The organism is Paludibacterium yongneupense DSM 18731 (assembly GCF_000422925.1).
GTDB lineage: Bacteria > Pseudomonadota > Gammaproteobacteria > Burkholderiales > Chromobacteriaceae > Paludibacterium > Paludibacterium yongneupense.
In genome coordinates, this window is sequence record NZ_AUGZ01000010.1 from 140,141 (window position 1) to 166,416 (window position 26,276).

The window sequence follows — 26,276 nt, forward strand, 5'->3', positions numbered from 1 at the left end:
TGTTCAAGCCGGGTCCTGGCCCCAGCGCGAGTATGGTATTTGAGACAACATGGCGTTGCTGTAGCGATGATCGCCGGTGATTTCGCGGCCGATCCAGTCAGGCCGTTCAAAAACGGTATCGATTGCGGGCAGCTCGATTTCGGCCACGATCAACCCCGAATTTTCACCGCTGAACTCATCGACTTCCCAGATGAAGCCTGCGTATTCGATACGATAGCGGGTTTTTTCGACCCGCTGCGGGCACATTTCGCTCAACATGGTCCGAGCATCCGCCGGGTCAATTGCGTATTCGAACTCCGCACGCGCCGCCCCGTGCGCTATCCCCTTCACCGTCAGCCAGGCCTTATTGCCGGCCACACGAACCCGCACCGTGCGCTCGGGTTCGGTCGAAAGATAACCCTGACAATAGTTTTCGCCGGCAGCAAGCCCGCGCCAGGCATCGCTGGCCAGTAAAAAACGACGTTCAATTTCGACAGCCATGCCTTATTCTCCGCTTCAGAACGGTTTAACCACCACCAGGATAACGACGGCAGTCAGGACCAGGATGGGGATTTCGTTGAAATAGCGAAACCAGATATGGCTCTTGCGGTTGCTGCCGCTGGCAAAATCAGCGAGCAGCCGACCGCACCACAGATGGTAGCCGATCAGCACCGCCACCAGGGCGAGCTTGGCATGCAGCCATCCGCCTGCGACGCCATAACCCAGCCATAGTACCAGCCCGAGAATCAGGGCCAGCCCTGCCAACGGGCCCATGAAGCGGTACAACTTGCCGCTCATGACCAGCAGACGCCGGTATTCGTCTTCTTGCCCCGCCTGCGCCAGATTGACGAACAGTCGCGGCAAGTAAAACAAGCCGGCAAACCAGGACGTGACGAATACGATATGGAATGCTTTGAAATAGAGGTAGAGCATGTCCGCGGATCAGATTTCCATCATTTCGAAATCGTCCTTGCGTGCGCCGCAGTCGGGGCAGGACCAGTTCGGCGGGATATCTTCCCAGCGCGTGCCCGGCGCAATGCCATCTTCCGGGCGGCCCGTCTCTTCGTCGTAGATAAAACCACAGATCAGACACATCCAGGTACGCATACCTTTTTCCTTCTCTCGGTTAAAATAAACAACCTACACCGTCATAGCGCGAGGCATCGACTTGTCCACACAGCCCATTGTTAATCCTCCCCCGGCAGTCATGACTCTGGCCGGATCGGATCCTTCCGGCGGTGCCGGCATCCAGGCCGACATTCTCACCCTGGCAAGCCTGGGTTGCCACCCCTTGTCAGTCATCACCGCCATCACCGTGCAGGATACCGCAGGCGTGAACGATTTTTTGGTGCTGGAAGCCGACTGGGTCAACGATCAGGCGCGTTTTCTACTGGAAGACATTCCGGTGACGGCGTTCAAGGTCGGCATGATAGGCAGCATCGAAAATATCGCCATCATCGCCCAGCTGGCGGCCGACTATCCCGACGTGCCGCTGATTCTCGATCCGGTACTGGCCAGCGGCAGCGGCGACGAATTTGCCGATGACGAATTGATCTCCGCCTTGCGCGACATGCTGTTACCCCTGGTGACCGTTCTGACGCCCAACAGCGTCGAAGCACGGCGACTGGCCTGCAGCGATCCCGACGAGGAAGACTCGCTGACGCTTGACCAGTGCGCGGAACGACTGCTGGCGCTGGGTTGCGATCATGTACTGATCAAGGGGACGCATGAAAACACCCGTGAAGTGATCAACACACTATACAGTCAGGACGGTCAGGCCCAATCGTTGAACTGGGAACGTCTGGCCGGCAGCTACCACGGTTCCGGCTGCACGCTCGCCGCCGCCGTCGCCGGTTTGATCGCATGCGGCATGGCGGTCCCCGAAGCCGTCAACGAAGCACAGGAATATACCTATCAAACCTTGCTCAACGCATTTCGCCCGGGCATGGGCCAGTTCATCCCCGACCGGATGTTCTGGGCCCGCGACGAGGAATCCGGCACCGGCCCGCGTTCGCAAAGCGAGGAAGAAGCCGGAAGCAGTCCGGCCTGAGAGTGCTCAAGCCTTATCCAGCCTCGAGGCAATGAACGCCACGATACGGGCGCTGGCGCCGCGGTGGGCGGCGCAAAACGCCGCCGCCGCGGCACCCATCGCCCGACGGCGGGGTTCATCCCTCAGCAGGGCCTCCGCCGCCTCCACCATCGCATCGGCATCCTCTACCTGCAACGCCGCGCCGGCGGCGAAAGCCCGGGCGCTTGCCTCCGCGAAATTGAACGTCGAAGGTCCCATCAGCACCGGCACGCCCACGCTCGCCGCTTCGATCAGGTTCTGCCCCCCGAGCGGTAGCAGGCTGCCTCCGACAAACACCAGATCCGCAGCCGCGTAATAAGCAAACATCTCGCCCATGCTGTCCCCGAGCCAGACATCGCAGCTCGCAGCCGGGCTGCAATTGCGGCTGCGCCGTTCCAGTTCGAAACCGAGCGCCGTCGCCTGCTCCGCCACGGCATCGAAGCGTTCGGGATGTCTGGGCACGAGCACCAGCAAACAACCGTCCGGCCGCCTCCGCCTCCAGGCCTGCAGAATCAGCGCTTCCTCGCCTTCGCGAGTGCTCGCGCACACCAGCACAGGCCGCGTTCCCAAGGCACGGCGGAACTCGGCCCCCTGCGCCAGTTTATCCGCCGGAGGAAGAAAATCGTACTTGGTATTGCCGCATACGGCAGGATCGTGCGCCCCGAGACGGCCAAGCCGCTCGGCATCGTCGACGCCCTGCGCCGCCACACCGCTGAGTTCGGACAAGGTAGCCCTGATCAAGCTGCCGACGCGGCGGTAGCCTCGGTACGATTTATCCGAGAGCCGTGCATTGGCCAGAAACAGCGGAATATCCAGCTCATGGGCAGCATGGACCAGATTCGGCCACAACTCGGTTTCCATCAATACGCCGAAGCGTGGTCGCCATTTCTGCAGAAAATCCTGCACATGGCGCGGATGATCGTAGGGCAGGTAACGGATTGCAGCCTGCGCGCCGTATAACTCTACGGCGATCGCACGGCCTGTCGGTGTCATTTGCGTCACCAGTAGCGGCGCATCCGGCCAGCGTTCGCGCAATGCGTCTACCAGTGGCCTGGCAGCCCGCGTCTCGCCTACCGAGACCGCATGAATCCAGATGGCTCCCTGGCTCGCGGCAGGACCGTCGCCACGAAAGCGCTCTTCCCAGTGCTCAAGATAGGCCGGCGCACGGCGGGCACGTTTTTTCAGGTAGCGCTTGATCAGCGGCGTCGCCGCATACCAGAGCAAACCGTACAAGCCGCGCGCAATCATTCCATACCTCCGTGCGCCTTCAAGGAAACCAGCACCTCGTCGACCCCCGGACATGCGCCGGCACGCCCGAGATTGGCAGCACGGCGGGTTTCCACCACACCGGTCAATTCAGGGTCGGTGTCGGTATAAATCGCCGCGAGCGGAACATCCAGAGCATTGGCCAGATGAGTCAGCCCGGTATCGACGCCGACGACGGCACGGGCATGGCCGAGCAGACCGGCAGCCTGGCACAAGGACATGCGCGGGGTCACGATCGCTCGCGGCAAAGCCGCTGCCAACCGTTGCGCCCGCTCACGCTCATCCTCGTTCCCCCACGGCAGACACAGTTCTCCATCCTGCGACAAACGGTGCCCGAGTTCGATCCAGTGCGTTTCCGGCCATAACTTCGAGGCGCGGCTGGTCGCATGCAAAAAAACGGTATATGGCCCCGATGGCGCCCATTCGGGCCGGGCTCCCGCCGCGATGCCGAAACACGGCAAGCCGGAAACCTCATAGCCGAACACCTTGCCGAATAATCGGCGATTGCGTTCGACTGCCGGCAAGGCGCGATCGATCCGACAGCGCCGGTTATAGAACAAGCTGGCGATCGGTTCACGCGCACTGTGCCAGTCGTAACCTGCGAGCGGAGCGTGGCTCAATCGCGCCGGAATCGCGCTTTTAAGCAGGCCCTGGGCATCGATGACCAGATCCCAGTCGGTCCCGGTCAGCGACGCACGCAAGGCGCGCATCTCGCTCCAGTTCCGGGTGGACAGCAAGCTCTTGCGCCAGCGACGCCAGGGAAACACCAGCACGGAAGCGATCGCAGGATGCAGACGCGGAATATCGGCGAAGTTTTCTTCCGCCAGCCAACTCAGCTGGATATTGGGGTAATGCGTCTTCAACTCGGTGACGGCGGGCAAGGTATGGATCAAGTCCCCCATCGAGGAAGTCCGCACGATCAAGACGTTCATCATGGCGCGCATTGTATACGAGGCAGCCTGTGGTTAACCACGCTCGATCCCATGATATTGTTTGTGGATAAGCCCGCTCTGGCCGGGTTGGTACAATTTATCCACAATCGGCGCGCCTGTTAACACTAGCTTCAACCATGTAGTCGTCAACATGACAATCTATTGAAGATGAAGGGTTTTTCATGGTTACCCACAGATAATTGTCCCCTTCTACAGTAGTATCAGTATTAAAGTAAGCCTGTATGAAAGCAGTGATGACCGGCAAAATGCACGACTCACAGCAATGGTGTGACAACCCGCCGGCACTATGTGGATAAGCTGGGAAATGGGGATAAATCCGAAACTATCCACAACTGATCCCGTGCAACAAGTTCGATGGACAACAGGCTTGTCATTGCGGCAACACATTGAAATTATTTAAGAAAAACGACTTTTCCACAGGAATGGAGTCCCTTCTTCTAGTTTCATCAAGTAAAAAAGGGACTTCATTAAGAAAACATGCAGAACACTTTGAGCGTCGTACTCATTACGCAAAACGCTGCCGCGCATCTGGCAAAATGTCTTGCAAGCTGTCGCTTTGCCGATGAGTGGATCGTGGTAGATTCGGGTAGCTCTGACGAAACCGAGGCGATTGCTAAAAGCTATGGAGCGAAAGTTATCCACCAGAGCTGGCTTGGATTCGGTCTGCAAAAACGCTTTGCTGTCGCTCAAGCCAGCCACGACTGGGTACTTTGTCTGGATGCCGACGAATGGCTTTCGGATGATTTGGCTAAAGAAATCATGGCCTTGCAGAACAATCCACAGGTTGCGGCTTATCGGTTTCCCCGCAGCAACAAGTTTATGGGACATTTCTTGCGGCACGGCGAAGGCTATCCTGACCCCTGCCTGAGATTGTTCGATCGGCGCCAGGCGAACTGGTCTGACGATGTCGTACACGAATATGTGAAAGTGAAATCAGGGGCTGTGGGTAAGTTGAACGGCGATCTGATGCATGAGTCTGGCGAGGACATCAGCGTCTATCTGGGCAAGCAGAACCGCTATACCGACATGCAAGCGAGAGCCTTGCATGCGCGAGGAAAACGCATCGGCATCGCCCGCTTGCTGCTGAGCCCGTTGTGGCGTTTCCTGCGTTTCTATATCCTGCGGCAAGGTTTTCGCGATGGCCTGCCGGGTCTGGTTCATATTTCCATCGGCTGCATCAATAGTTTTGTGAAGTACGCGAAGTTGATCGAGCTTCAGCGTTTGGAGAGGAAGTGATGAAAATCCTGGTTACCGGAGCTGCCGGTTTCATTGGGCGTGCGGTGTGCGAAAGGTTGCTCGGAGAAGCGGGTATCACTGTCGTGGCTGTGGATAATTTGAATGATTATTACGCCGTGGATCTCAAACACGGTCGCTTGGCGACTTTGCAAGGACGCAAGGGGTTTTCCTTCCACAAGCTCGAATTGTCCGATTGGGAGCAAGTCGATGCCTTGTTTGCGGCCGAGGGCTTCGACTATGTGATCCACCTCGCGGCCCAGGCCGGGGTGCGTTATTCGATCCGCAATCCGCACATTTATGCGCAAAGCAATATGATCGGCATGACCAACGTGCTCGAAGCGTGCCGCAGGCACAAGATCAAGCATCTCGTTTTTGCCAGTTCTTCCAGCGTGTATGGCAAAAACGCGAAAGTGCCGTTCAGCGAAGATGACCGCAGCGACGAACCGGTCAGCTTTTACGCGGCAACCAAGAAGGCCAACGAAGCGATGGCGCACAGCTACGCCCATCTCTACCATCTTCCGGTGACCGGGCTGCGCTTTTTCACGGTCTACGGTCCGTGGGGCCGACCCGACATGGCGCCGTGGATTTTCACCGAAGCGATTCTCAAAGGCGAGACCATCAAGATTTTCAACCATGGTCAGCTCCAGCGCGATTTCACTTATATCGACGACATCACCGAAGGCGTGTTGAGGGTGATGCGACACATTCCGCAACGCGACACGCCCTTCGAGTTGTACAACATCGGCAACCATCAGCCGATTGCGTTGATGAGCTTCATTGCCTGTCTGGAAAAAACCTGCGGACGCGAAGCGAAAAAAGAATACTTGCCGATGCAGGATGGCGATGTTCCGATTACCTATGCCGATACGGCCAAATTGCGCGCGGCAGTCGGTTTTTCACCGGATACGCAGCTGGATGACGGAATCCGGCGTTTTGTCGACTGGTACCGCGACTACAGCGCGAGCCACTGAACACGTAAACGGGCCGCCCCGCACGGTTCTGCGCGAAGGCAGGCGGGATGACGGCTCGAGCGCCCGCTCACCCCATGCCCTTTACCTGCGAGACGTAAAGGGCACGGCAAGCGGTTGTGAGGCGAAATGGCACTCCGAATGGCAGGCGGTACTGGTCGGCGCGTGGCGTCCAGCTGGCGTGTCGGCAATGGCTATTCGCGGTGTTGAACCGGGCTTGCATCGAGCAGATTGCAAGCGGTTCTGCGCGAAGGCAGGCGGGATGACGCTTCGAACGCCCGCTCACCCCGCCCTTTACCTGTGAGACGTAAAGGGCGCGGCAGGCGGTTGTGAGGCTAAATGGCACTCCGAATGGCAGGCGGTACTGGTCGGTGCGTGGCGGCCAGCTGGCGTGTCGGCAATGGCTATTCGCGGTGTTGAACCGGACTTGCATCGAGCAGATTGCAAGCGGTTCTGCGGCAAGGCAGGCGGGATGACGCTTCGAACGCCCGCTCACCCCGCCCTTTAGCCTGCGAGGCGTAAAGGGCGCGGCAAGCGGTTGTGAGGCTAAATGGCACTCCGAATGGCAGGCGGTGCTGGTCGGCGCGTGGCGGCCAGCTGGCGTGTCGGCAATGGCCATTCGTGGGGTTGAACCGGACTTGCATCGAGCAGATTGCAAGCGGTTCTGCGGCAAGGCAGGCGGGGTGACGCCTCGAACGCCCGCTCACCCCGTGCCCTTTACCTGTGAAGCGTAAAGGGCGCGGCAAGCGGTTGTGAGGCTGAATGGTATCCCGTTTGGCAGGGCAGGCAGGCGCGCAGCGGGCCGCTGGCGTGTCGGCAACGGCTATTCGCGGGGTTGAACCGGCACGGCGGCGGAATTTTACCGGCGCGCGGTCTTCAGTCGCTTTCGAGTTCGGGGCGCACGACCATGATCTTGTCGACGCGGGTCTTGTCCATGTCCATCACTTCAAACACGAAACCATCCCATTCGAGCCGGTCGGCGACAACGGGGACACGTCCGAGCTTGTACATCATCACGCCGCCAAGGGTGTGAATGTTGCCGGTGTCTTCGCCGGGCAGCAGCTCGTCATGATCCAGGTCGTAAAATTCCCTGAACTCGTCCAGGGTGACCATGCCATCGATCAGCCAGCTTCCGTCTTCTCGCTGGACGATGGAATACTCGTCGTCCTGGCCGATGGCCGGGATATCGCCGACGATGGCTTCGAGAACGTCGTTCATCGTCACCAGCCCTTCCAGCTCGCCATACTCGTCGACCACCAGCGCAATATGCGTACGCGCCATCTTGAATTGTTCGAGCAACTGCATGAGCGACACGGTAGCCGGCACGTAGAGCGGCGGTTTGATGTTGGCGCTAAAATCGATTTTCTGCCCCGACAGCGCGCTGTCCAGCATCAACTTCGCTTCCATGATGCCGACGATATGCTCCATCCCGCCTTTGCATACCGGGTAGCGCGAGTACGGACTCTGCTGCAGCAAGCGGCTGTTTTCTTCCGATGCGTCCTCGACGTCCAGCGACACGATGTCCTTGCGCGGTGTCATGATGGATGCCACTTTGCGATCATCCAGGCGGAAGATATTTTCCACCATTTCCTGTTCCGCCTGATCGAAGACGCCTTCGTCCGCGCCTTGCTCCATCAGAACGCGGATTTCTTCTTCCGTGATCGATGGCTCCTGGCTCTGGCGGGCACCGATCAGGCGCAGCAGCGAGTCCGTGGTCAGGCTCAGCACCCTGACCAGCGGCGAAGCGAGCTGGGAGAGCAGCAGCATCGGTCTTGCAAGCGTCGCGGCCACGACTTCGGGGTTGTGCATGGCCAGGCGCTTGGGCACCAGTTCGCCAAGCAGCAACGACAATCCGGTGATGGAGACGATCATCAGTGCGACTGACAGCGGCTTGCTATAGGGGGCCATGCTTGCGATGCCGGCCAGCCATTGTTCGAGGTGATGCGCGATGGCGGCTTCGCCGAAAACGCCGGACATGATGCTGATCGAGGTGATGCCGATCTGGATGGTGGACAGGAAGCGGGTGGGTTGTTCCGTCAGGCGCAATGCGGCTATTGCCCCCTTGTTCCCTTCCTCCGCCCACTGTTGCAGGCGAACCTTGCGCGAAGAAATGATGGCCAGCTCGGACATGGCGAAGACGCCGTTGAGCAGGATGATAAAGAGCAGGATTAATATATCCACGGGGCAGAGGGCAAAGTTACAAATGTCCTAGCATAGGACAAGGCTGCGATGTAGGGAAGCGAAAACAGCAGTTGGAACGGTAAAGGCGGCGCTTGGACCGCCATTACCGTCAGAGATGACGAATTGTTTAATTTTGACGTTCGTAGCCGCGTTCGATCAGAAATTATACTGCAGCGTCAATTGATTGAAATTAGTACCGGGATTCGGTTGTTTCCAATCGCAATTCGATTCATGGACGAGCCGGTACGATGCCTGAAATTTTCCGTTCGGTCCGAGGTGAATGCCGAGCCCGATGAAATCATAAAACTGGAAAGCGGTGGCGAAGTGATGGTCGTCCGAACTATAGCTGTGCGACAACAGGCCCGGTCCTATCGATGCTTCTGCGTACGGGCGCCAGCTTCCGGGAAATTCAAGGCGCAGAATCGGCGAAACCACGGCTTCGGTCAGCGTGCGGGTACCGCTGCCGTCGTGTGGCGTCCAGCGCGCAAGATGCGCCTCCCACACGAGTGCCAGAGGATAGCGTCCCGAATTTGCACGCCACAGGACCGGTCCGTTCCATACGAATCCAAGGTCGGTCTTATCGATATTGCGCTTGTCGGACTGTGCTTGCGAGATAGAGAAACCATCGATGGCGCGAGCCGCCGCCGGGCATAGCAAGACACAGGAAAGCGCTGCGGCTGCCCATGTAGTAGACATTTTTTATTCTCCCTAATTAGATAATTGAACTTTTTATTGGAAGAACTGCATCTACTAGCTAGTTTAGCAAATATCGTTACAAAAATTTAATAGAAAATTATTATTTCCAATTGATGACGGATTGTCCATGTTCGGCTAGCCACAGGTTAGCCTGGGAAAAATGCCGACAACCGATAAACCCGCGATGCGCCGAAAGTGGAGAAGGGTGGGCGCTGCGCAGAATCAGATGGCGCTCGGCATCGATCAATTCAGCCTTGCTCTGCGCCCAGGCTCCCCACAGCATGAATACGCAGCCCGGGTTTTCCTGTGCCACACTGGTAATCAGCGCATCCGTCACGACTTGCCATCCCAATTTGCCGTGGCTGCCGGCCTGGTCGGCGCCCACGGTCAATACGCTGTTGAGCAAGAGCACCCCTTGCTGCGCCCAGCGGCTCAAGTCGCCATTGCCTGGAGCGACTCCCAGATCGCTTGCGAGTTCTTTGTAGATATTGCGCAAGGAGGGGGGCAGCCGGCAGTCCGGCATGACCGAAAATGACAGACCCATGGCTTGACCCGCGCCATGATAGGGATCCTGCCCCAGAATCACGACGCGAATGGCGGATGGCGCGGCGAAGGACAGTGCCCGCAGCACGGACTCCGGGGCAGGGTAGATCGTTTCCCCTTGCGCGCTGCGCTGCAGCAGCTTCTGTTCGAGTGCGAACAGCTCGGGAGCGAGCGGTTCGAGGACGGGTTTCCAGCCTGTGTGGACCTGGGCCAGGGTGGGGGCGAGGTAGTCGAATTCGGGCATGGCTGGCAATGATGGGGTTCAATGAATTAAAAAACCGCCCGGCCAAATCGCGTGGCGGGCGGCGGCATTGTTTCTGGAGGCGTCAGTACCTGGCCAGTGAAGGATCGACCTGCACGGCCCAATCTTCCATTCCACCGCGCAGGCTGAGTACCCGTTCGAATCCGTTGTTCCGCAGAAACAGGCCGACTTGATAGCTGCGCACGCCGTGGTGGCAGATCAGAACGAGTGTCTTGTCGTCCGGTAACTCACTCAGATGCAGGGGAATCCTGTTCATCGGGATGAGGCGTGCGCCCTCGATGTGAACCCGATCCCATTCCCACTGTTCTCGTACATCGACCAGCAGGCACGCGTCGGCATCGGGACCGGCCAGACGGTCGGCGAGTTCGATGGCACTGATTTCTTCCAGCATCAGAAACGGAAACGCTCGGGTTCGTTGTAACCGGAGAGTCGTGCAACACAGGTTTCGAACAGGGTAGTCTGATGATAAGCGGTTTCACTATCGCGTTCGATCAACAAAGCCGACATGACCGGCAAATCGCCTATGACGGCGACCATGCGTCCGCCGATGGCCAGTTGCTGCTTGAGCGCCTCTGGGATCCGAGGCAAAGAACCCCCGACGAAAATCGCATCGAAGGGCGAAGCCTCGGGGGCCCCTTCCACGCCGTTGCCGCCCAGTAGCGTCACGTTGCGGATATCGGCCTGCTTGAGATGGCGCGCGGCTTTTTCCAGCATCGCGGGATCCATTTCGATACTGTGCACATGCCCGGCCAGTTTCGCCAGCAGCGCCGTCACATAGCCGCTGCCGGTTCCGATTTCGAGAACCTTGTCGTCGGGCTTCAGCATCAGGTCTTGCACCAGACGGGCTTCCTGCTTGGGCTGCAGCATGACGCCTCCGTTGGAGAGCGGCAGCTCCGTATCCACGAACGCGAGAGCGCGTTTGTCCGGCTCAACGAAATCTTCGCGTTTCACGTGAAACAGCAGATCCAGGACTTTGGCGTCCAGGACATCCCACGGGCGGATCTGCTGTTCAATCATATTGAATCGGGCGTTCTCAAAGTCCATCACTACACTCCGCAAGGCTGAATGAGGATAACGAGCGATACCGGTCAGCCGGGCTCCAGACACATGCTTGCGGCCGTCGTTTCGCTGTCCACGTTACCTGCGCACGATCGGTCGGGGTGGGATCACAGAATTACCCTGACACCATGCGACATGGAATATCACTATGGATGATACAGGGATCGCTTGCACTTCCCAAGGGCATGCCGCTTCGATAACGGCAGCGGACTCCGGATTCGCTTGCGATTCCTTCCGCTTTGACTTACCTTCTGTGCATCGCTAGGGGTCCTGCGTTGTCCGTTTCGAAGTCGAGATGGTGCCGCGGGTGAGAAATACCCTCCGAACCTGACCCGGTTAATCCCGGCGTAGGGAAGCGCACTGTCATGCAACGTCTGTGGACGTTCGTCTCGTGTTTCCAGCTACGCCGATTCATCGCTAGGAGACACAACGATGAACGCGTTCCAGAACATGTCGGTCGATCAGGCCGTCATCCAACCGCTGCCCAATTCGCGCAAAATCTACGTACAAGGAAGCCGCGACGATTTGCGCGTCCCGATGCGAGAGATCGCGCAGTCCGACACGCCGACCCAAATGGGCGGCGAAAGCAATCCTCCCATCTATGTATATGACACCAGCGGTCCTTATGGCGATCCGCAGGCCGACATCGATATCTGTGCCGGACTGTTGCCGTTGCGCGCCGGCTGGATTGAAGAGCGTGGAGACAGCGAACGGCTCGACCGTCTATCCAGCGAATACGGGCGCATGCGTGCGCAAGATACATCGCTCGACGCCCTGCGTTTCAATCTGACCCGCGCGCCGCGCCGCGCGTGCGCAGGTGGCAATGTGACGCAGATGCACTATGCACGATGCGGCATCATCACGCCTGAGATGGAATATGTAGCCATCCGCGAAAATCAGAACCGGGAACAGTATCTGGAAGCGGTGAAGTCCAGCGGCGTGCAGGGCAGAAAGCTGGCTGCCCTGCTCGGCAGTCAGCATGCAGGCGAAAGTTTTGGTGCCGCGATTCCAGCTGTCATCACCCCCGAGTTCGTGCGCCAGGAAATCGCGCTGGGTCGCGCCATTCTGCCTGCCAATATCAATCACCCCGAATCCGAACCGATGATCATAGGCCGAAATTTCCTGGTCAAGGTTAACGGCAATATCGGGAATAGTGCGGTCACATCGTCCATTTCGGAAGAAGTCGACAAAATGACCTGGGGCATCCGATGGGGCGCCGACACGATCATGGATCTTTCCACCGGCAAGAATATTCATGAAACGCGTGAATGGATCCTGCGCAACAGCCCGGTCCCTATCGGTACGGTCCCCATCTATCAGGCACTGGAGAAGGTCAACGGCAAGGCGGAAGACCTGAGCTGGGAGATTTTCCGCGATACCCTGATCGAGCAGGCCGAGCAGGGAGTCGATTACTTCACCATCCATGCTGGTGTGCGTCTCGCTTATGTCCCGATGACAGCGAGTCGCTTGACCGGCATCGTGTCCCGCGGCGGTTCCATCATGGCCAAATGGTGCCTTGCCCATCATCGCGAAAATTTCCTCTATACGCATTTCGAGGAAATCTGCGAAATCATGAAGGCCTACGATGTCGCGTTCTCGCTCGGCGACGGACTGCGCCCGGGGTCGATCTACGATGCGAATGATGAAGCGCAGCTGGGCGAACTCGAGACGTTGGGCGAGTTGACCAGAATCGCATGGCGGCACGATGTGCAGGTCATGATAGAAGGGCCGGGGCATGTCCCGATGCAGCGCATCAAGGAGAATATGGACAAGGAACTGGACTGGTGCGAGCAAGCGCCGTTCTACACCCTGGGGCCGCTGACCACGGATATTGCGCCCGGCTACGATCACATCACATCGGCTATTGGCGCTGCGCAGATAGGCTGGTACGGCACGGCGATGTTGTGCTACGTCACGCCCAAGGAGCATCTGGGGCTACCGGACAAGAATGACGTCAAAGAGGGCATCATCACGTACAAGCTCGCCGCCCATGCCGCCGATCTGGCCAAGGGCTTTCCGGGGGCTCAGATCCGCGATAATGCCTTGTCCAAGGCGCGCTTCGAATTCAGGTGGGATGATCAGTTCAACCTCGGGCTCGACCCCGATCGCGCACGGGCCTTCCACGATGAAACCCTACCCAAGGATAGCGCCAAGGTTGCCCATTTCTGTTCCATGTGCGGGCCGCATTTCTGTTCCATGAAAATCACCCAGGATGTACGTGATTACGCGCAGAAACAGGGTATTGGCGAGGATCGCGCATTGGAAGCGGGGATGCAGGCAAAGGCGGTCGAGTTCGTCAGCAATGGCGCGCGTCTGTACGACAAGATCTGATCGGTGCGCCGACGGGTGCGGCGAATGATGTACCATTGAAACGCTGGTGTGCACGGGTGTGCGCGGCAGCGTTTCTTTTTGGAGAAAGTAACAATGAAATTGTTCTATTCCGCGGGTTCGTGCTCATTGTCTCCACATATAGCCCTGGCCGAATCAGGACTCGCTTTCGAACTCGAGGCCGTGAACCTGCGCGTGAGTCCGCATACCACGGCCAGTGGCGTCGAGTATGCGTCGGTCAATCCCAAAGGCTATGTTCCCGCCCTGCTGCTCGATAGCGGGGACGTGCTGAGCGAAGGCGTGGCCATCGTGCAATACATTGCCGATCAGGTTCCGGACAAACATCTGGCACCGGCCAACGGCACGTTCGAACGCTATCGTTTGCAGGAATGGCTGAATTTCATTGCAACCGAGATCCATAAGGGATTTGGTCCGCTGTGGAATCCGGCGACGCCGGAAGCGCTGCGCGCCGCGGCGCTAAAGCGGCTTGAGTCGCGTTTCGACGTACTGCAGTCGACGCTGTCCGCCAGCAATTACCTGCTAGGCGGGTTCAGCGTGGCCGACGGCTATCTGTTCACCTGTCTGAACTGGACGTCGTTTCACAACGTTTCGCTGGACAGATGGCCTGCGCTGCAGGCTTTCATGACCCGCGTCGGGGCGCGTCCTGCGGTACAGGCTGCGATGAAGGCTGAAGGTCTGTTCGGCGATTGATGGCGTGCGCCGGCCGCCGGCGCGGGGAGGGAGACGCATGGCGCAATATATCGATGTCGACAAGCTGGTGACGGCCTTGCAAGACTTCGCCGACGAGCGCGGCTGGCAGCCGTTCCATACGCCTCGCAATCTGATGCTCGCCTTGACTGGCGAAGTGGGCGAACTGGCCGAGATTTTTCAATGGCTGACCGATGACAAGGCGGCGCGCTTGATGGACGATCCTGCCGTCTACGAGCATCTGCACGAAGAACTGGCCGATGTGCTGCTGTATCTGGTGCGGCTGGCCAGCGTGCTGGGTGTGGATCTCGATGATGCCGTGGCCGACAAATTGCAGAAAAATGCCGTGAAATACCCGGCAACGGTTACTGGATTGGTGAAGCGATGACTGGTAATTCGGAATTGGACGCGCTGGCGACACGGCTGCGCGGGGCGAAGCATATCGCCGTGTTGAGCGGGGCCGGTATGAGTACGGAGTCGGGTATTCCCGATTTTCGTTCGGCCAACGGCTTGTGGGCGCGCGATATGAGCTTGCCCGAGGTCGTATCCATTGCTTATTTCAGGCGCAATCCGGTCGCGTTCTGGCAGGCATTCAAGGATATTTTCAGGATCAAGCTGGCCGGCGGCTATCAGCCCAACGCCGGCCACCGCTTTCTGGCCTGGCTCGAACAGGCCGGACATCGGGTATCGGTGCTGACCCAGAATATCGATGGCTTGCACGCGCGTGCCGGAAGTCGCGAAGTCATCGAGTTGCACGGCAGTCTGCTGTCCGCGCACTGCCTGGCTTGTGGCGGCAGCCTTGGTTTTGAGGCAATCGTTGAGCAGGATGTGCCGGTGTGTCCGGACTGTGCGGCCGTGGTGAAACCGGATGTGGTGCTCTATGGCGAAGCGGTGCCGGCGATCGAGGAGGCATTCGGTCTCGCATTGTCGGCGGACATACTGCTGGTGCTTGGATCGTCGCTGGAAGTCGGGCCGGTCAACCTGATCCCGCTGGAGTGCGCGCGGGCCGGCATCCCGGTTGCGATCATCAACCTGAGTGCAACCGGCTTTGATGCGCTGTTCGACATCGTGATCCGGGATGGCATAGGCTCCAGCTGCCAGCGCTTGCAGGCCTTGCTCGAGGACCCTGCCTCCGCTTGCTAAAGATAGCGCAGCGGGTCGAGTTTCCACTTTTCCGGTGATTCATGCCGCAGTATGCGGTCGCCCCCGCCGAAGCCGAGGCCGCGCGACAGGTCGACCAGCTCCGGCATGATAGGGCTGTTGCTATTGCAGCTGAAGAAGACTTTTACCAGCGGCGCGATCAGGTTTTTCTCGTTCTGCTCGACCACGACTCCCAGTCGGCCGCTTTCCAGACGCACCAATGTTCCGACCGGATAGATGCCGGTCGTACGCATGAAGGCTTGTACCAGCTCCGGGTTGAAATGGAATTTCGACCACTCGTATATTTTGCGCAAGGCATCCGTCGGGGGCATGCCCTTGTGGTAGCAGCGCTCGGACGTGAGCGCGTCGTAGACGTCGACGATGGCCGCCATCTGACCGAGCTGGGAAATGGCCTCGCCTCTGAGGCCTTCCGGGTAGCCGCTGCCGTCGTGGCGTTCGTGATGTTGCGCTGCAACCTGAATCGAGGTTTCGGTGATGCCTGCAGTCGCGTGCAAGATGCGTTTGCTTTCGACGACATGACACTTGATCTGCTCGAATTCGTTCTCGGTCAGCCGCCCCGGCTTGTTGAGAATGGCATCCGGAACTTTCATCTTGCCGATATCGTGGAGCATGCCGCCGATGCCGGCTTGCTGAATCTGCTCGCGGCTCATGCCCAGCGAATGACAGAAACTGACCATCAGCGCGCCGACGCTGACCGAGTGGAGAAAGGTGTAATCATCCTTGTTCTTGATGCGGCACAGCGACAGCAGGGCGCCGTTATTGCGCAGAATGGAGTTGGTGATGCGCTCGACCGATGGATTGATTTTTTCCAGTTCCACCTGCTTGCCGAGCCTTACATCCTGCAGCATTTCGTGAATGATCTTATGCGCTTCGCGGTGAATACTGCGCGCCTGCCCGAGTTCTACATGCGCTTCGACGCGGGCGGGGGGCGCACTATGATGTTGCGCCATGTCCAGGATTTCGCTTTCGAGCTGGGACTTGACCTCGTTCAGGGTCGGAGCGTTGACCATGTCCAGACCCTTGCTGGTATCGATATAGACCTCATGGATGCCTGCATCGGCGATTTTCCGGATCTCTTCATCGTGCTTAAGAAGAAAACGGTTACGCAGGAATGGATGTGACATCCAGTCGCAGTTGAGGTCGTGGACGAACATGCCGACCTTGAGTTCATCGATATCGATCCGCTTGATCATTGTTGTGAGATTTCTATATTCCCCAATGATTTAATCATAGCTGCCCGGCCGACTAACTTGAAATAGGGTGTCGGGTTCTTAACAACAGGGCATTTGTACGCTATAATCTGAAAGTTTAGTTTGGAAAGCCGCCATGTCGCATCCCGCCCTCGTCTTTGCCTGCAGCTGCGTCGTTCGCGACGGTGGCGCCCGGCGTGGGCTGCTTCCCGAACCCTGTTCCGTTTGCAAAAAAAAGCTCCTGATAAAGTCAGGAGCTTTTTTTTTAGCCGCATGAAGAAAGGAGCAACGTTCATGCCCAATCCCCTGTACCGCAAGCACATCATTTCCATTCCGGACTTCAGTCGTGCCGAGCTGGAGCTGGTGGTTGCCACCGCGGCCAGACTGAAAGCCGCACCGCGCGACGACTTGCTGCAAGGTCGCCTGGTGGCCAGCTGTTTCTTCGAGCCTTCGACTCGAACCCGTCTGTCTTTCGAGACGGCGGTGCAAAGGCTGGGCGGCCGCGTCATCGGGTTTGCCGATGGTGGCAATACGTCGGCCAAGAAGGGGGAAACCCTCGCCGACACCGTACGCATCATTTCTTCCTATACCGACGCCATGGTGATGCGTCACCCGAAAGAAGGGGCCGCGCGCCTGGCCAGTGAATTCTCGGCCGTCCCCATCATCAATGGGGGGGACGGTTCCAACCAGCACCCGACCCAGACCCTGCTCGATCTGTTCAGCATCGTGGAAACTCAGGGCACGATGGAGAATCTGAGCATCGCTTTTGTCGGTGATCTGAAATATGGCCGCACCGTGCATTCGCTGACGCAAGCGCTTTCTTTGTTCAACTGCCGTTTTTTCTTTGTTTCGCCCGAGGCGCTGGCGATGCCGGAGTATCTGTGCCAGGAACTGGACGAGAAGGGTATCAACTACACTTTTTCGAACAGTCTCGAGGACGTGATTCCGGAAGTCGATATCCTTTATATGACACGCGTGCAACGTGAACGTTTTGACGAAGCCGAATTCAAGAAAATCCAGGGCAAGTTTGTATTGCGTGCGGAGATGCTGGCTCAAGCGCGGCCGAATATGAAAATTCTGCATCCTCTGCCGCGCGTGGACGAGATCGAGACCGCTGTGGACGCGACGCCCTACGCCTACTATTTCGAACAGGCCAGGAACGGTGTTTTCGCACGCCAGGCCCTGTTGGCACTGGTGTTGAACGAAACCGTCTGAGCGCACAGGAAAGGAATCCGTCATGCAATATACGCGTACTGTCGAGGCTCTCAAGCAAGGCACCGTGATCGATCATATTCCTGCTGGTCAGGGGTTGACCATTCTGCGTCTGTTCCGTCTGGCGGACAGCGGCGAGCGCGTCACGGTGGGGCTCAACCTGTCGTCGCGGCATATGGGTAGCAAAGACATTATCAAGGTCGAGAATATCGCGCTGAGCGAAGAGCAGGCCAACGAACTCGCATTGTTCGCGCCGCGAGCAACGGTCAATGTCATCGAAAATTTCGAGGTGGTCAAGAAACACCCGCTGACTCTGCCGGAAGCGATTGAAGGTATCTTTGCCTGCCCTAACTCAAACTGCATATCACATACTGAGTCAGTAAACAGCTATTTCTATGTAAAACCGTCGCACAATGATACGAAAATGAAATGCAAGTATTGCGAAAAAGTGTTCAGCAAGGATATCGTTGCAGAAGTGCGTTAAGTCGTACAAGGGTGAAATAGAAAGCCAAGAAACGCTGCCTGACAGCGTTCGAAAAAGGGAAACGTCGCGGCATGCCGCGGCGTTTTTCCATTCAATCGTTCGATAACGCAAGCGGTGCGCTCAGACCGATGTTTTGGTCGATGCCTTGACGCTATTCTGGCGAGGCTTGCGGCTGCGCGTTGCTTTGGGTTTGGCTGCGGTGGGGGCGGTAGGCGGTTGCGTTTCTTCAAGTGGCGCTGCTTCGGTCTGCAAGCGGATTTCGCTATGCAGCTTCGCGCCGATACGCGACTGTTGTACGGCGAGAAAATCGAGATGTTTCACCATCTGACTGAGGCGAGAATGTCCGTAATTGCGCGGGTCGAATGAAGGGTCATTCTTGGCAATATACGATCCGACCGCCGACAGTTCGGCCCAGCCGCTTTCACGAGCGACGGCCTCGATGGCCGAGGTGAACATGTCCTGCAAGGGATGACGCGGCACGGCGGCAGGCGTTTTTTTGCCGCGCCGTTGCTTGCCGACGGGGACTTCTTCGTGCACGGGTTTTTCCGGACGTAAAATTTCCGTGAACAGAAATTTGTCACAGGCGGCGATAAATGGACGTGGTGTTTTGGATTGTTCCCCGAAGCCGATCACCGTCAAGCCCCCTTCGCGCAGCCGGGTGGCCAGTCTGGTGAAATCGCTGTCCGACGACACCAGGCAGAAGCCATCGAATTTCCCGGTATACAGCAGATCCATGGCATCGATGATCAGAGCCGAGTCGGTCGAATTCTTACCGGTGGTATAGGCAAATTGCTGGATCGGGTGGATGGCATGCAGATGCAGAACCTCTTTCCAGCCTTTTAATTGCGTTGTGGTCCAGTCGCCGTAGGCGCGTTTGACCACTGCCGTGCCATATTTTGCGACTTCGGCCAGCAGTTGCGCCACGAGAGACGACTGTGCGTTATCGGCGTCGATCAGGACTGCCAGCTTGCTGTTTTCCATATTCCCGACCCTTTACGCATGAGCGTGTAATGTTTCGTCAAGGTGTCATCATAATCTCTTGTGCCTGCCGTCGTTACATTTTAGAGGCCGCCGCATTTCAGGCCGCGCTGCGCCCCGGATTGCGGGTGCGATAGCGTTCGAGCAACTCGCGCTGCTGTTGTTCAATGCGGCGGGAATGAGCTGCCTTGATATGGCCGAAGCCGCGTATCGAGGCGCCAAGCTGCACGATTTCACAGGCCAATGGCAGCGTGTCGCGGTTGAGCCCGCTTAACAGGCATTCCAGTTGCGACTCGAAATCGAGGATCAGTTTTCGCTCCAGGCGACGGTCCGCTTGCCATGCGAAAGGATCGAAGCGGGTAGAGCGCAGAAAGCGCAGACTTGCCAATACCTTCAGGAAGGGGCGTATCCAGGGGCCGCACCGAATTTTTCCGCGGTGGAAGCGGCTCAGCCAACCGGGACTCAGCCAGATATACATGCGGACAGGCCCTTCGAAATTCTCCGCCATTTCACGTTCGAATTCGCCGTCGCTATACAGCCGCGCGACCTCGTACTCGTCCTTGTAGGCCAGGCGTTGATAGTAGACTTTTGCCACTGTCCGCGTGAGAAGGGTGGAGCCGGTCTGAAGCGCTTTCTCGGCCGTGCGGACGCGTTCCACCACGGCGCGGTAGCGTTGAGCGAGGGCCGTGTCCTGGTAACGGGTCAACCACTGCATGCGCTGTTGCATCAGCGCCTCGGGTGTTTCACGTGGAACAAAGTGCAATACCGAGCCGGACAGGCGTTCGGCCATCAGGACATCGTGGCCGGCCACTCGACCCCACAGGAAGGCGCGCCGGTTGAATTCGACCGCTGCGCCGTTGAGCCGGATGGCCTCAAGTAGCGCATTTTCCGAAAGGGGCAGCAGGCCGCGTTGCCATGCGAAACCGAGCATGAACATATTGCTGGCGATCGCATCGCCGAGCAGGGTCACGGCCAGCCGGTTTGCATCGACTTCGGCACACCGGCCGGTGCCGACCGCCTCCGCGATCGAAGCCTTCATCCCTGCGCCGGGAAAGACCAGATCGGGGTTGCGCAGCAAGCTGCTGGTTGGGGCTTCGTTGCTGTTGATCACGGCGTGACTGAAACCGACCCGCAATTTGGCCAGCGTCTCTTCGGCCGCACCGACGGCCAGATCGCAGGCGATCAGCAGATTCGCGTCGCCGGCGGCGATACGAACTGCATGCAGCGGTGCGCCCGAGGGCGCTAGCCTGATATGAGACCATACCGAGCCCCCTTTCTGCGCGAGCCCGGCCATATCGAGCACGGTGACGTTGAGTCCGTCGAGGTGAGTAGCCATGCCCAGTACTTGCCCTATGGTCACCACGCCAGTTCCCCCTACGCCCGCGACCAGAATGCCGTACGGTTCCGCCAGCGTGGGGGGCAGCGGTGGCGGCGGCACGGCTGGAACGGGTCGCTCCGCCTTGTCGGGTCGGCGCAGCGAAGCGTTCGTGACCGTGACGAAGCTTGGGCAGAAACCTTCGGTGCAGGAAAAATCCTTGTTGCAACTGGATTGATCGATCTGGCGCTTGCGTCCGAGCGGCGTTTCTACCGGCAGCAAGGCCAGGCAGCCCGAAACGTCCCCGCAGTCGCCGCAGCCCTCGCATACCCTCTGGTTGATGTATGCGCGCCGGTTCGGGTCGGGGGCCTCTCCGCGCTTGCGCTTGCGCCTCAAGTCCGCTGCGCAGCCTTGATCATGAATCAGGATGGTGGTGCCTTTTTCTTCGCGCAGTTCGCGTTGCAGACGGTCAAGCTCGCGCCGATGGTGGACTTCGACGCCGGGGGCGAGCAGGCGGGTGTCGCGGTATTTTTCCGGCTGGTCGCTGGTGATGACGATACGGCCGACGTTTTCGGCGTGCAGCTGTCGTGTCATCAGCGCTACGTCCAGGTCGCCATCCACGGCCTGCCCGCCCGTCATTGCCACGGCATTGTTGTACAGAATCTTGTAAGTGATATTGACGCGGGCGGCGACGGCGGCGCGGATCGCCAGCAAACCCGAATGAAAATACGTACCGTCGCCGAGATTGGCGAAGACATGCGGTGTGCTGGTGAACGGGGCCTGGCCAATCCATGGCACGCCCTCTCCACCCATCTGGGCAAAGGTCCTGGTTTGGCTATCAACCCACGTAGCCATATAGTGACAGCCAATGCCAGCCAGGGCGCGACTCCCCTCCGGCAGCCGCGTCGATCGATTGTGGGGGCAACCCGGGCAGTAGTGCGGAAGCCGTGCCAGCGCCTGGCGAGGGCGGGTGAGTTGGGATTCCTTGTCGCGGTAGAACTCGAGGCGATCATGCATCAAGCGACTGTCGAACACGGTCGCCAGCCGACTGGCGATTGCGCGCGCAATCATGGCGGGGGTCAATTCGCCGGCGGACGGCAGCAGCCAGTCCCCGTGCGGCAAGGCCCATTCCCCTTTTTCGGCGAACTTGCCGACGACGCGCGGCCGGACATCTTCACGCCAGTTGTAAAGCTGCTCCTTCAGCTGATATTCGATGATCTGCCGTTTTTCTTCGACCACCAGGATTTCTTCCAGGCCCGTGGCAAAGTCGCGCACCCCTTCGGGCTCCAGTGGCCAGACCATCCCGACTTTGAAGATCCGCAAACCGATGTCGGAGGCGAGAGCCTCGTCGATGCCGAGGTCGTCGAGCGCCTGCATCACGTCGAGGAATGATTTGCCGGTCGTAATGATGCCGAGTCGGGCTGCAGGCGAGTCGAGCACGATGCGGTTGAGCCGGTTGGCGCGCGCGTAGGCCAGCGCGGCGTACAGGCGATGGTGCAACAGGCGTTTTTCCTGCTCCAGCGGCGGGTCGGGCCAGCGGATGTTCAGCCCGTCGGCAGGCAGCTCGCCGTTGTCGGGCAGGACGACCTGCACGCGGTCGCAGGCAATGTCGACCACGGCCGAGCTCTCTATGGTATCGGAGATCGCCTTCAGGGCGACCCAGCATCCCGAGAAGCGGCTCATGGCCCAGCCGTGCAAGCCGTAGTCGAGAACCTCCTGCACGCCGGAGGGGCTCAGCACCGGAATCATGGATGCGATAAGCAGGTGATCGGATTGATGGGGGAAGGTCGATGATTTGGCGGCATGATCGTCGCCGGCGATCAGCAAGACGCCGCCGTAGCGGCTGCTGCCGGCGGCATTTCCGTGCTTGAGCACGTCGCCGGAGCGGTCCAGTCCCGGCCCCTTGCCATACCAGAGCGCGAAGACGCCATCGTAGCGCGCGCCCTCGAACAGATTGACTTGTTGACTCCCCCATGCCGCAGTGGCCGCCAGATCCTCGTTCAGGCCCTGTTGCACCACGATACGATGCTGCTGGAGGTGGGCGCTGGCGCTGCGCATGGCCATGTCCACGCCACCGAGGGGGGAGCCGCGATAGCCGGTGACCAGCCCTGCGGTGTTCAGTCCGGCGGCACTGTCGCGCTGTTGCTGCAGCATCGGCAGGCGCACCAGCGCCTGGATGCCATTGAGGAATACCGGACCGCTAGCGGCGGTATATTTTTGGTCCAGATCGAGGGTGCGAATGGCCATGATGCATGCTCCAGATCCTTGTGTGTTCTGATTAGAGTTTTAGCTCGCTTTTGCCTTCGTCTGGCCGACTATAGGTTACGTTTACGTAAACGTCAAAACGGGAAGGGACAGGTAGACCGGGGTGCAGCATCTGTGCCAGTGCAGCATGCGCGCGGTCCCGGGCGGAACCGCGCATGGGATCAGCCTTTAGTATCCAGGCCGTGCTTGCGCAGTTTGTCGTGCAGTGTGGTTCGGGCGAGCGCGAGCGCCTCCGCCGTGCGCGACAGATTGCCGTTCTGCCGCTGCAGCTCTTCCACGATCAGGGAGCGCTCGAAAGCCTCGACCGCTTCGACCAGCGCCAGCGGTTTCAGCGGGGCCGGGTTGCCGGGCAGGTCATGCAGACCGAGCACGTAGCGCTCGGCGAGATTGCGCAACTCGCGCACGTTTCCCGGCCAGCTGTGCAGCATCAGATCGCGGCCGAGACTGCCGTCGAGCTCGGGCGCCGGCCGGTTATGGCGCAGTGCGAACTGCTGCAGGAAAAAATCGAAAATGAGGGGAATATCTTCGCGCCGGTCGCGCAGCGTCGGCAAGCTGAGCACGACCACGTTCAGGCGGTAGTAAAGATCGCGGCGGAAACTGCCGCTATCGGCCAGCTTGAGCAGATCGTCCTTGGTGGCGGCAATGACGCGGAAATTGACGCTGATGGTCTGGTTGGAGCCGAGACGTTCAAGAGTCCGCTCCTGCAGCACGCGCAGGAGCTTGATCTGCAGCGGCAATGGCATGCTCTCGATTTCGTCGAGAAACAGCGTGCCGTTGAGAGCGTACTCGATCTTGCCGATGCGACGCTTGCTGGCGCCGGAAAAAGCCCCGACTTCATGGCCGAAGATCTCGCTGTCGAACAGCGTTTCCGGCAGTCCGCCGCAGTTCAGCGCGACAAAGGGGCCGCTGCGTCCGCTCAGATCATGCAGGCAGCGCGCCACCAGCTCCTTGCCTGTGCCGGTCTCGCCCTGTATCAGAATATCGGCCGACGTGGCGCTGACTTGCTCTATCAACTTGCGCAACGTCACGATAGGCGGCGAGTTGCCGATGAGCCGCGATTCGAGCGAGCCCTGGGCCGCCAGCTGGCGCTTGAGCCTGTGCACCTCGACCGTCAGATTGCGCTTCTCCAGCGCACGCTTGACGACTTCTACGAGGTGTTGCGATGAAAACGGTTTCTCGATGAAATCATAAGCGCCATCCTTGATCGCCTGTACCGCCATGCTGATGTCGCCATGGCCGGTGATCAGAATCACCGGCATGGACGGCGCGCTGATGGCTTGCGAGCGCATGAAGCTCAGACCATCCATGCCCGGCAGGCGGATGTCGCTGACCACGACGCCCTGAAAGCCATCCGCCAGAAAGGGCTGGGCCTCTTCGACCGATTCGACCCCATGCGCGGGAACGCCGCCAAGCATCAGCGCCTGGATGCAACCCAGGCGGACATCCGGGTCGTCTTCAATGATAAGAACGTCAAACTTTTCCATCTTCAGCCTCGTCGTGCTGGGAAAGCGGCAGATCTATCGAAAATTCCGCTCCGCCCGTGGCGCGGTTCTTTGCCGCGAGTTCTCCGCCAAAGTCGCGGATGATTCCAGATGATATCGCGAGCCCCAATCCCAGGCCGGTCGCCTTGGTGGTATAGAAGGGCTCGAACAATTTTGACAACACGGTTTCCGTCATCCCGGTCCCATTGTCGCAGACATGGATCAATGCACGCTCGCCGGCCTTCTCCCAGGAAACGCGCACCCAGGGCGGGTCCTTGTCCTGGCTGGCCTCGATGGCATTGGAGAGCAGATTGACCAATACCTGTTCCAGCCGGACGGCGTTGCAGTGCGCGATCACGGCGTGCCCGGGCGCGACCACCTGGGCCGTGACGCCCGCCTTGCGCAGGCGCGGATCGAGAATGCCCAGTGCGTTATCCACGGCATGTGCAATGTCCACGGCGCCGAGTTCGTCTCCCGAACGCCGGGCAAAGGAACGCAACTGCCCGGTGAGCGTGCCCATGCGCTGCACCAGCAACGCGATGCGGCCGAGATTGAACTGGGCGGTGGCGATATCGCCGCGTTCGAGAAACTCGCTGGCGTTGGAGGACAGGGTGCCTAGAGCGGCCAGCGGCTGGTTGAGTTCGTGCGCGATGCCGGCCGCCAGCTGCCCTATCACCGCCAGCTTTCCGGCCTGCACCAACTCGTCCTGCGCCGCCTTCAGCGTGCGCACGGCTTCGCTGCGCTCGCGGATCTCATGCTGGAGGTGGGTATTGGCATGGCTCAGCTCCGAGGTGCGCTCATCGACTTTGAGTTCGAGTTCGGCATAGGCGCGCTGCAAGGCGAAACGGGCTTCGTGGCGTTCCCGTCGCGCGCGGCGGCGCGCCCGGACGAGGACCAGCATCGCGATTCCGAGCGCCGTGCCAAGGGCGGCCAGTGCGGCACGCGACATGGCAAGATCGTTGGTTTTGCGTAAGTCGTAAAAAACGGTCAGGTGCCATGGAGTGCCGTTCATGCTGCGCGACTGGGCCAGAAACAGCCCGTCGGTGGCATAGACGGCATTGCGAGGCCCGCGGTTATGCAACTCTACGATGCGGCTGTTGGCATCTATCACCTTGCGTTCGACCAGACCCAGTGGCGTCAGGCGACGCCGATTGTATTGCTGTGTTTCGTCCAGGTGCCTGAGAACCGCGGCATCCATTTTCCGTAAGGTCGTATATTTCCATGCGGCGACCGATGACAGAACAATCACGCCGTTATCATCGGAGAGCAGTGCCGGCGATTCGGCAGACAACCAGGATTTTTCAAGCTGGTCGAGACTGACTTTGACCGCCGCCACGCCCGTCACGCGCTCCTTGTCGACCAACGCCGACGACAGATAGTAGCCGGGGTCGTTGTGGGTGGTTCCGATGCCGTAGAAGCCTTCTACATGGCCGGGCCTGGCGGCTTTTACATAGGGCCGGTAGGACAAGTCGCGTCCGAGGAAGCTGTCGGCCTGATTCCAGTTGCTGGTCGCAATGACCTTGCCCCCTGGCGTCATCAGATAGATGTCCATCGTGCCGGCATGTTCGTTCAAATGTTCGAGATAGATATCGACTTGCTTGGCAAGGGCGCTATTGGCCGGGTCGGCCAGCAGGGCGGAGACTTTCTGATCCAGACCGACGACTTTGGGAAAATAGGCGTATTGGCCTATTTCGCGCTCGAGGCTGCTTGCATACAGGTCGAGACGGTGTTGACCGCTATCGCGCAATTCACCGATCAACTGGTCGAAGGTGACGTGGTAGGCCAGAGATGCACTTGCGATTTCGAGCAGGATGCCAAGCGCAATCAGAGTGATCCAGGACAACAGGCGGGAGGGGGCGGACATCATGAGCGGCCTGAATGCGGAGTAGAGCGATGAGCCCATCTTACCTTCAAGATGGGCTCCGGGCAGCAGATTCAGTACA

At 59.1% G+C, this 26,276-nt stretch carries 24 protein-coding genes and 1 riboswitch; of the genes, 9 read left to right on the top strand and 15 right to left on the bottom strand.

The window, feature by feature from the left end; genetic code table 11:
* Positions 1-3: 3 nt before the first annotated feature.
* The 3 genes from G520_RS0107115 to G520_RS0107125 are packed head-to-tail and all read right to left on the bottom strand — an operon-like array spanning position 4 to position 1,086.
* Entirely contained in the window at positions 4-480 is a 477-nt protein-coding gene (locus G520_RS0107115; RefSeq protein ID WP_028535048.1) for a CYTH domain-containing protein, read from the bottom strand.
* A gap of 15 nt (positions 481-495) precedes the next feature.
* Positions 496-912: a CopD family protein gene (locus G520_RS0107120; RefSeq protein ID WP_028535049.1), complete on the bottom strand. Its 417-nt coding sequence runs from the start codon at positions 910-912 to the stop codon at positions 496-498.
* Positions 913-921: 9 nt separating this feature from the next.
* Positions 922-1,086, bottom strand: coding sequence for a rubredoxin (locus G520_RS0107125; RefSeq protein ID WP_028535050.1), 165 nt, complete (start codon positions 1,084-1,086; stop codon positions 922-924).
* 100 nt (positions 1,087-1,186) lie between these two features.
* Here G520_RS0107125 and thiD point away from each other — a divergent pair, with 100 nt between their 5' ends.
* Positions 1,187-2,029, top strand: coding sequence for a bifunctional hydroxymethylpyrimidine kinase/phosphomethylpyrimidine kinase (gene thiD, locus G520_RS21940; RefSeq protein WP_051229190.1), 843 nt, complete (start codon positions 1,187-1,189; stop codon positions 2,027-2,029).
* A 6-nt stretch (positions 2,030-2,035) separates the two neighbouring features.
* On the opposite strand, the gene waaA is transcribed toward thiD, so the two are convergent.
* Positions 2,036-3,295: a lipid IV(A) 3-deoxy-D-manno-octulosonic acid transferase gene (gene waaA / locus G520_RS0107135; protein WP_028535051.1), complete on the bottom strand. Its 1,260-nt coding sequence runs from the start codon at positions 3,293-3,295 to the stop codon at positions 2,036-2,038.
* Positions 3,292-4,248 (bottom strand): lipopolysaccharide heptosyltransferase I, encoded by a 957-nt coding sequence (gene waaC, locus G520_RS0107140; protein ID WP_028535052.1) that lies wholly within the window; start codon positions 4,246-4,248, stop codon positions 3,292-3,294. The genes waaA and waaC overlap by 4 nt, the downstream gene beginning before the upstream one ends.
* Before the next feature lie 495 nt (positions 4,249-4,743).
* Here waaC and G520_RS0107145 point away from each other — a divergent pair, with 495 nt between their 5' ends.
* Positions 4,744-5,502 (top strand): glycosyltransferase family 2 protein, encoded by a 759-nt coding sequence (locus G520_RS0107145; RefSeq protein WP_028535053.1) that lies wholly within the window; start codon positions 4,744-4,746, stop codon positions 5,500-5,502.
* Positions 5,502-6,473 (top strand): NAD-dependent epimerase/dehydratase family protein, encoded by a 972-nt coding sequence (locus G520_RS0107150; RefSeq protein WP_028535054.1) that lies wholly within the window; start codon positions 5,502-5,504, stop codon positions 6,471-6,473. Before G520_RS0107145 ends, G520_RS0107150 begins: the two co-directional genes overlap by 1 nt.
* 873 nt (positions 6,474-7,346) lie before the next feature.
* On the opposite strand, the gene G520_RS0107155 is transcribed toward G520_RS0107150, so the two are convergent.
* From G520_RS0107155 to G520_RS0107175, 5 genes are all read right to left on the bottom strand, one after another.
* The gene (locus tag G520_RS0107155; protein ID WP_028535055.1) at positions 7,347-8,651 is read right to left on the bottom strand and encodes a hemolysin family protein; all 1,305 of its coding nucleotides are present in this window, start codon (positions 8,649-8,651) and stop codon (positions 7,347-7,349) included.
* 156 nt (positions 8,652-8,807) lie between these two features.
* Positions 8,808-9,347, bottom strand: a complete 540-nt coding sequence (locus G520_RS0107160; RefSeq protein ID WP_028535056.1) for an acyloxyacyl hydrolase — start codon at positions 9,345-9,347, stop codon at positions 8,808-8,810.
* Between the two features lie 100 nt (positions 9,348-9,447).
* The gene (locus G520_RS0107165; RefSeq protein ID WP_036665615.1) at positions 9,448-10,134 is read right to left on the bottom strand and encodes a uracil-DNA glycosylase; all 687 of its coding nucleotides are present in this window, start codon (positions 10,132-10,134) and stop codon (positions 9,448-9,450) included.
* An 82-nt stretch (positions 10,135-10,216) separates the two neighbouring features.
* Positions 10,217-10,543, bottom strand: coding sequence for a rhodanese-like domain-containing protein (locus G520_RS0107170; RefSeq protein WP_051229192.1), 327 nt, complete (start codon positions 10,541-10,543; stop codon positions 10,217-10,219).
* Positions 10,543-11,196: a protein-L-isoaspartate O-methyltransferase family protein gene (locus G520_RS0107175; protein WP_028535059.1), complete on the bottom strand. Its 654-nt coding sequence runs from the start codon at positions 11,194-11,196 to the stop codon at positions 10,543-10,545. The genes G520_RS0107170 and G520_RS0107175 overlap by 1 nt, the downstream gene beginning before the upstream one ends.
* A 268-nt stretch (positions 11,197-11,464) precedes the next feature.
* Positions 11,465-11,582: riboswitch (TPP riboswitch) on the top strand.
* A 61-nt stretch (positions 11,583-11,643) separates the two neighbouring features.
* Here G520_RS0107175 and thiC point away from each other — a divergent pair.
* The 4 genes from thiC (at position 11,644) to G520_RS0107195 (ending at position 15,390) form a co-directional block, all read left to right on the top strand.
* Complete coding sequence (gene thiC, locus G520_RS0107180; RefSeq protein ID WP_028535060.1) at positions 11,644-13,542, top strand: phosphomethylpyrimidine synthase ThiC; 1,899 nt, start codon at positions 11,644-11,646, stop codon at positions 13,540-13,542.
* 93 nt (positions 13,543-13,635) lie between these two features.
* Positions 13,636-14,250 (top strand): glutathione transferase GstA, encoded by a 615-nt coding sequence (gene gstA / locus G520_RS0107185; protein WP_028535061.1) that lies wholly within the window; start codon positions 13,636-13,638, stop codon positions 14,248-14,250.
* Positions 14,251-14,287: 37 nt separating this feature from the next.
* On the top strand, positions 14,288-14,635 hold the full coding sequence (locus G520_RS0107190) for a nucleotide pyrophosphohydrolase (protein WP_036665617.1): 348 nt from the start codon (positions 14,288-14,290) through the stop codon (positions 14,633-14,635).
* Positions 14,632-15,390: an NAD-dependent protein deacylase gene (locus G520_RS0107195; protein ID WP_036665619.1), complete on the top strand. Its 759-nt coding sequence runs from the start codon at positions 14,632-14,634 to the stop codon at positions 15,388-15,390. Before G520_RS0107190 ends, G520_RS0107195 begins: the two co-directional genes overlap by 4 nt.
* Here G520_RS0107195 and G520_RS0107200 read toward each other — a convergent pair.
* Positions 15,387-16,601 (bottom strand): HD-GYP domain-containing protein, encoded by a 1,215-nt coding sequence (locus G520_RS0107200; protein WP_028535064.1) that lies wholly within the window; start codon positions 16,599-16,601, stop codon positions 15,387-15,389. The genes G520_RS0107195 and G520_RS0107200 overlap by 4 nt on opposite strands.
* Positions 16,602-16,892: 291 nt before the next feature.
* Between G520_RS0107200 and pyrB the strand changes: the two genes are divergently transcribed.
* A complete protein-coding gene (gene pyrB, locus G520_RS0107205; protein WP_028535065.1) occupies positions 16,893-17,813 on the top strand; it encodes an aspartate carbamoyltransferase in 921 nt (306 codons plus the stop codon).
* 22 nt (positions 17,814-17,835) lie between these two features.
* On the top strand, positions 17,836-18,294 hold the full coding sequence (gene pyrI / locus G520_RS0107210; protein WP_028535066.1) for an aspartate carbamoyltransferase regulatory subunit: 459 nt from the start codon (positions 17,836-17,838) through the stop codon (positions 18,292-18,294).
* Between the two features lie 120 nt (positions 18,295-18,414).
* On the opposite strand, the gene G520_RS21945 is transcribed toward pyrI, so the two are convergent.
* The 4 genes from G520_RS21945 to G520_RS0107230 all read right to left on the bottom strand — a co-directional run bounded on the left by G520_RS21945 (position 18,415) and on the right by G520_RS0107230 (position 26,200).
* A complete protein-coding gene (locus tag G520_RS21945; protein ID WP_246542707.1) occupies positions 18,415-19,218 on the bottom strand; it encodes an NYN domain-containing protein in 804 nt (267 codons plus the stop codon).
* A 154-nt stretch (positions 19,219-19,372) separates the two neighbouring features.
* Positions 19,373-22,834, bottom strand: coding sequence for an indolepyruvate ferredoxin oxidoreductase family protein (locus tag G520_RS21950; RefSeq protein WP_036665622.1), 3,462 nt, complete (start codon positions 22,832-22,834; stop codon positions 19,373-19,375).
* Positions 22,835-23,013: 179 nt separating this feature from the next.
* On the bottom strand, positions 23,014-24,336 hold the full coding sequence (locus tag G520_RS0107225; protein ID WP_028535067.1) for a sigma-54-dependent transcriptional regulator: 1,323 nt from the start codon (positions 24,334-24,336) through the stop codon (positions 23,014-23,016).
* Positions 24,323-26,200 carry a sensor histidine kinase gene (locus G520_RS0107230; RefSeq protein ID WP_028535068.1) on the bottom strand — a complete coding sequence of 626 codons (1,878 nt, stop codon included), beginning with the start codon at positions 26,198-26,200 and terminating at the stop codon, positions 24,323-24,325. The genes G520_RS0107225 and G520_RS0107230 overlap by 14 nt, the downstream gene beginning before the upstream one ends.
* Between the last annotated feature and the right edge of the window lie 76 nt (positions 26,201-26,276).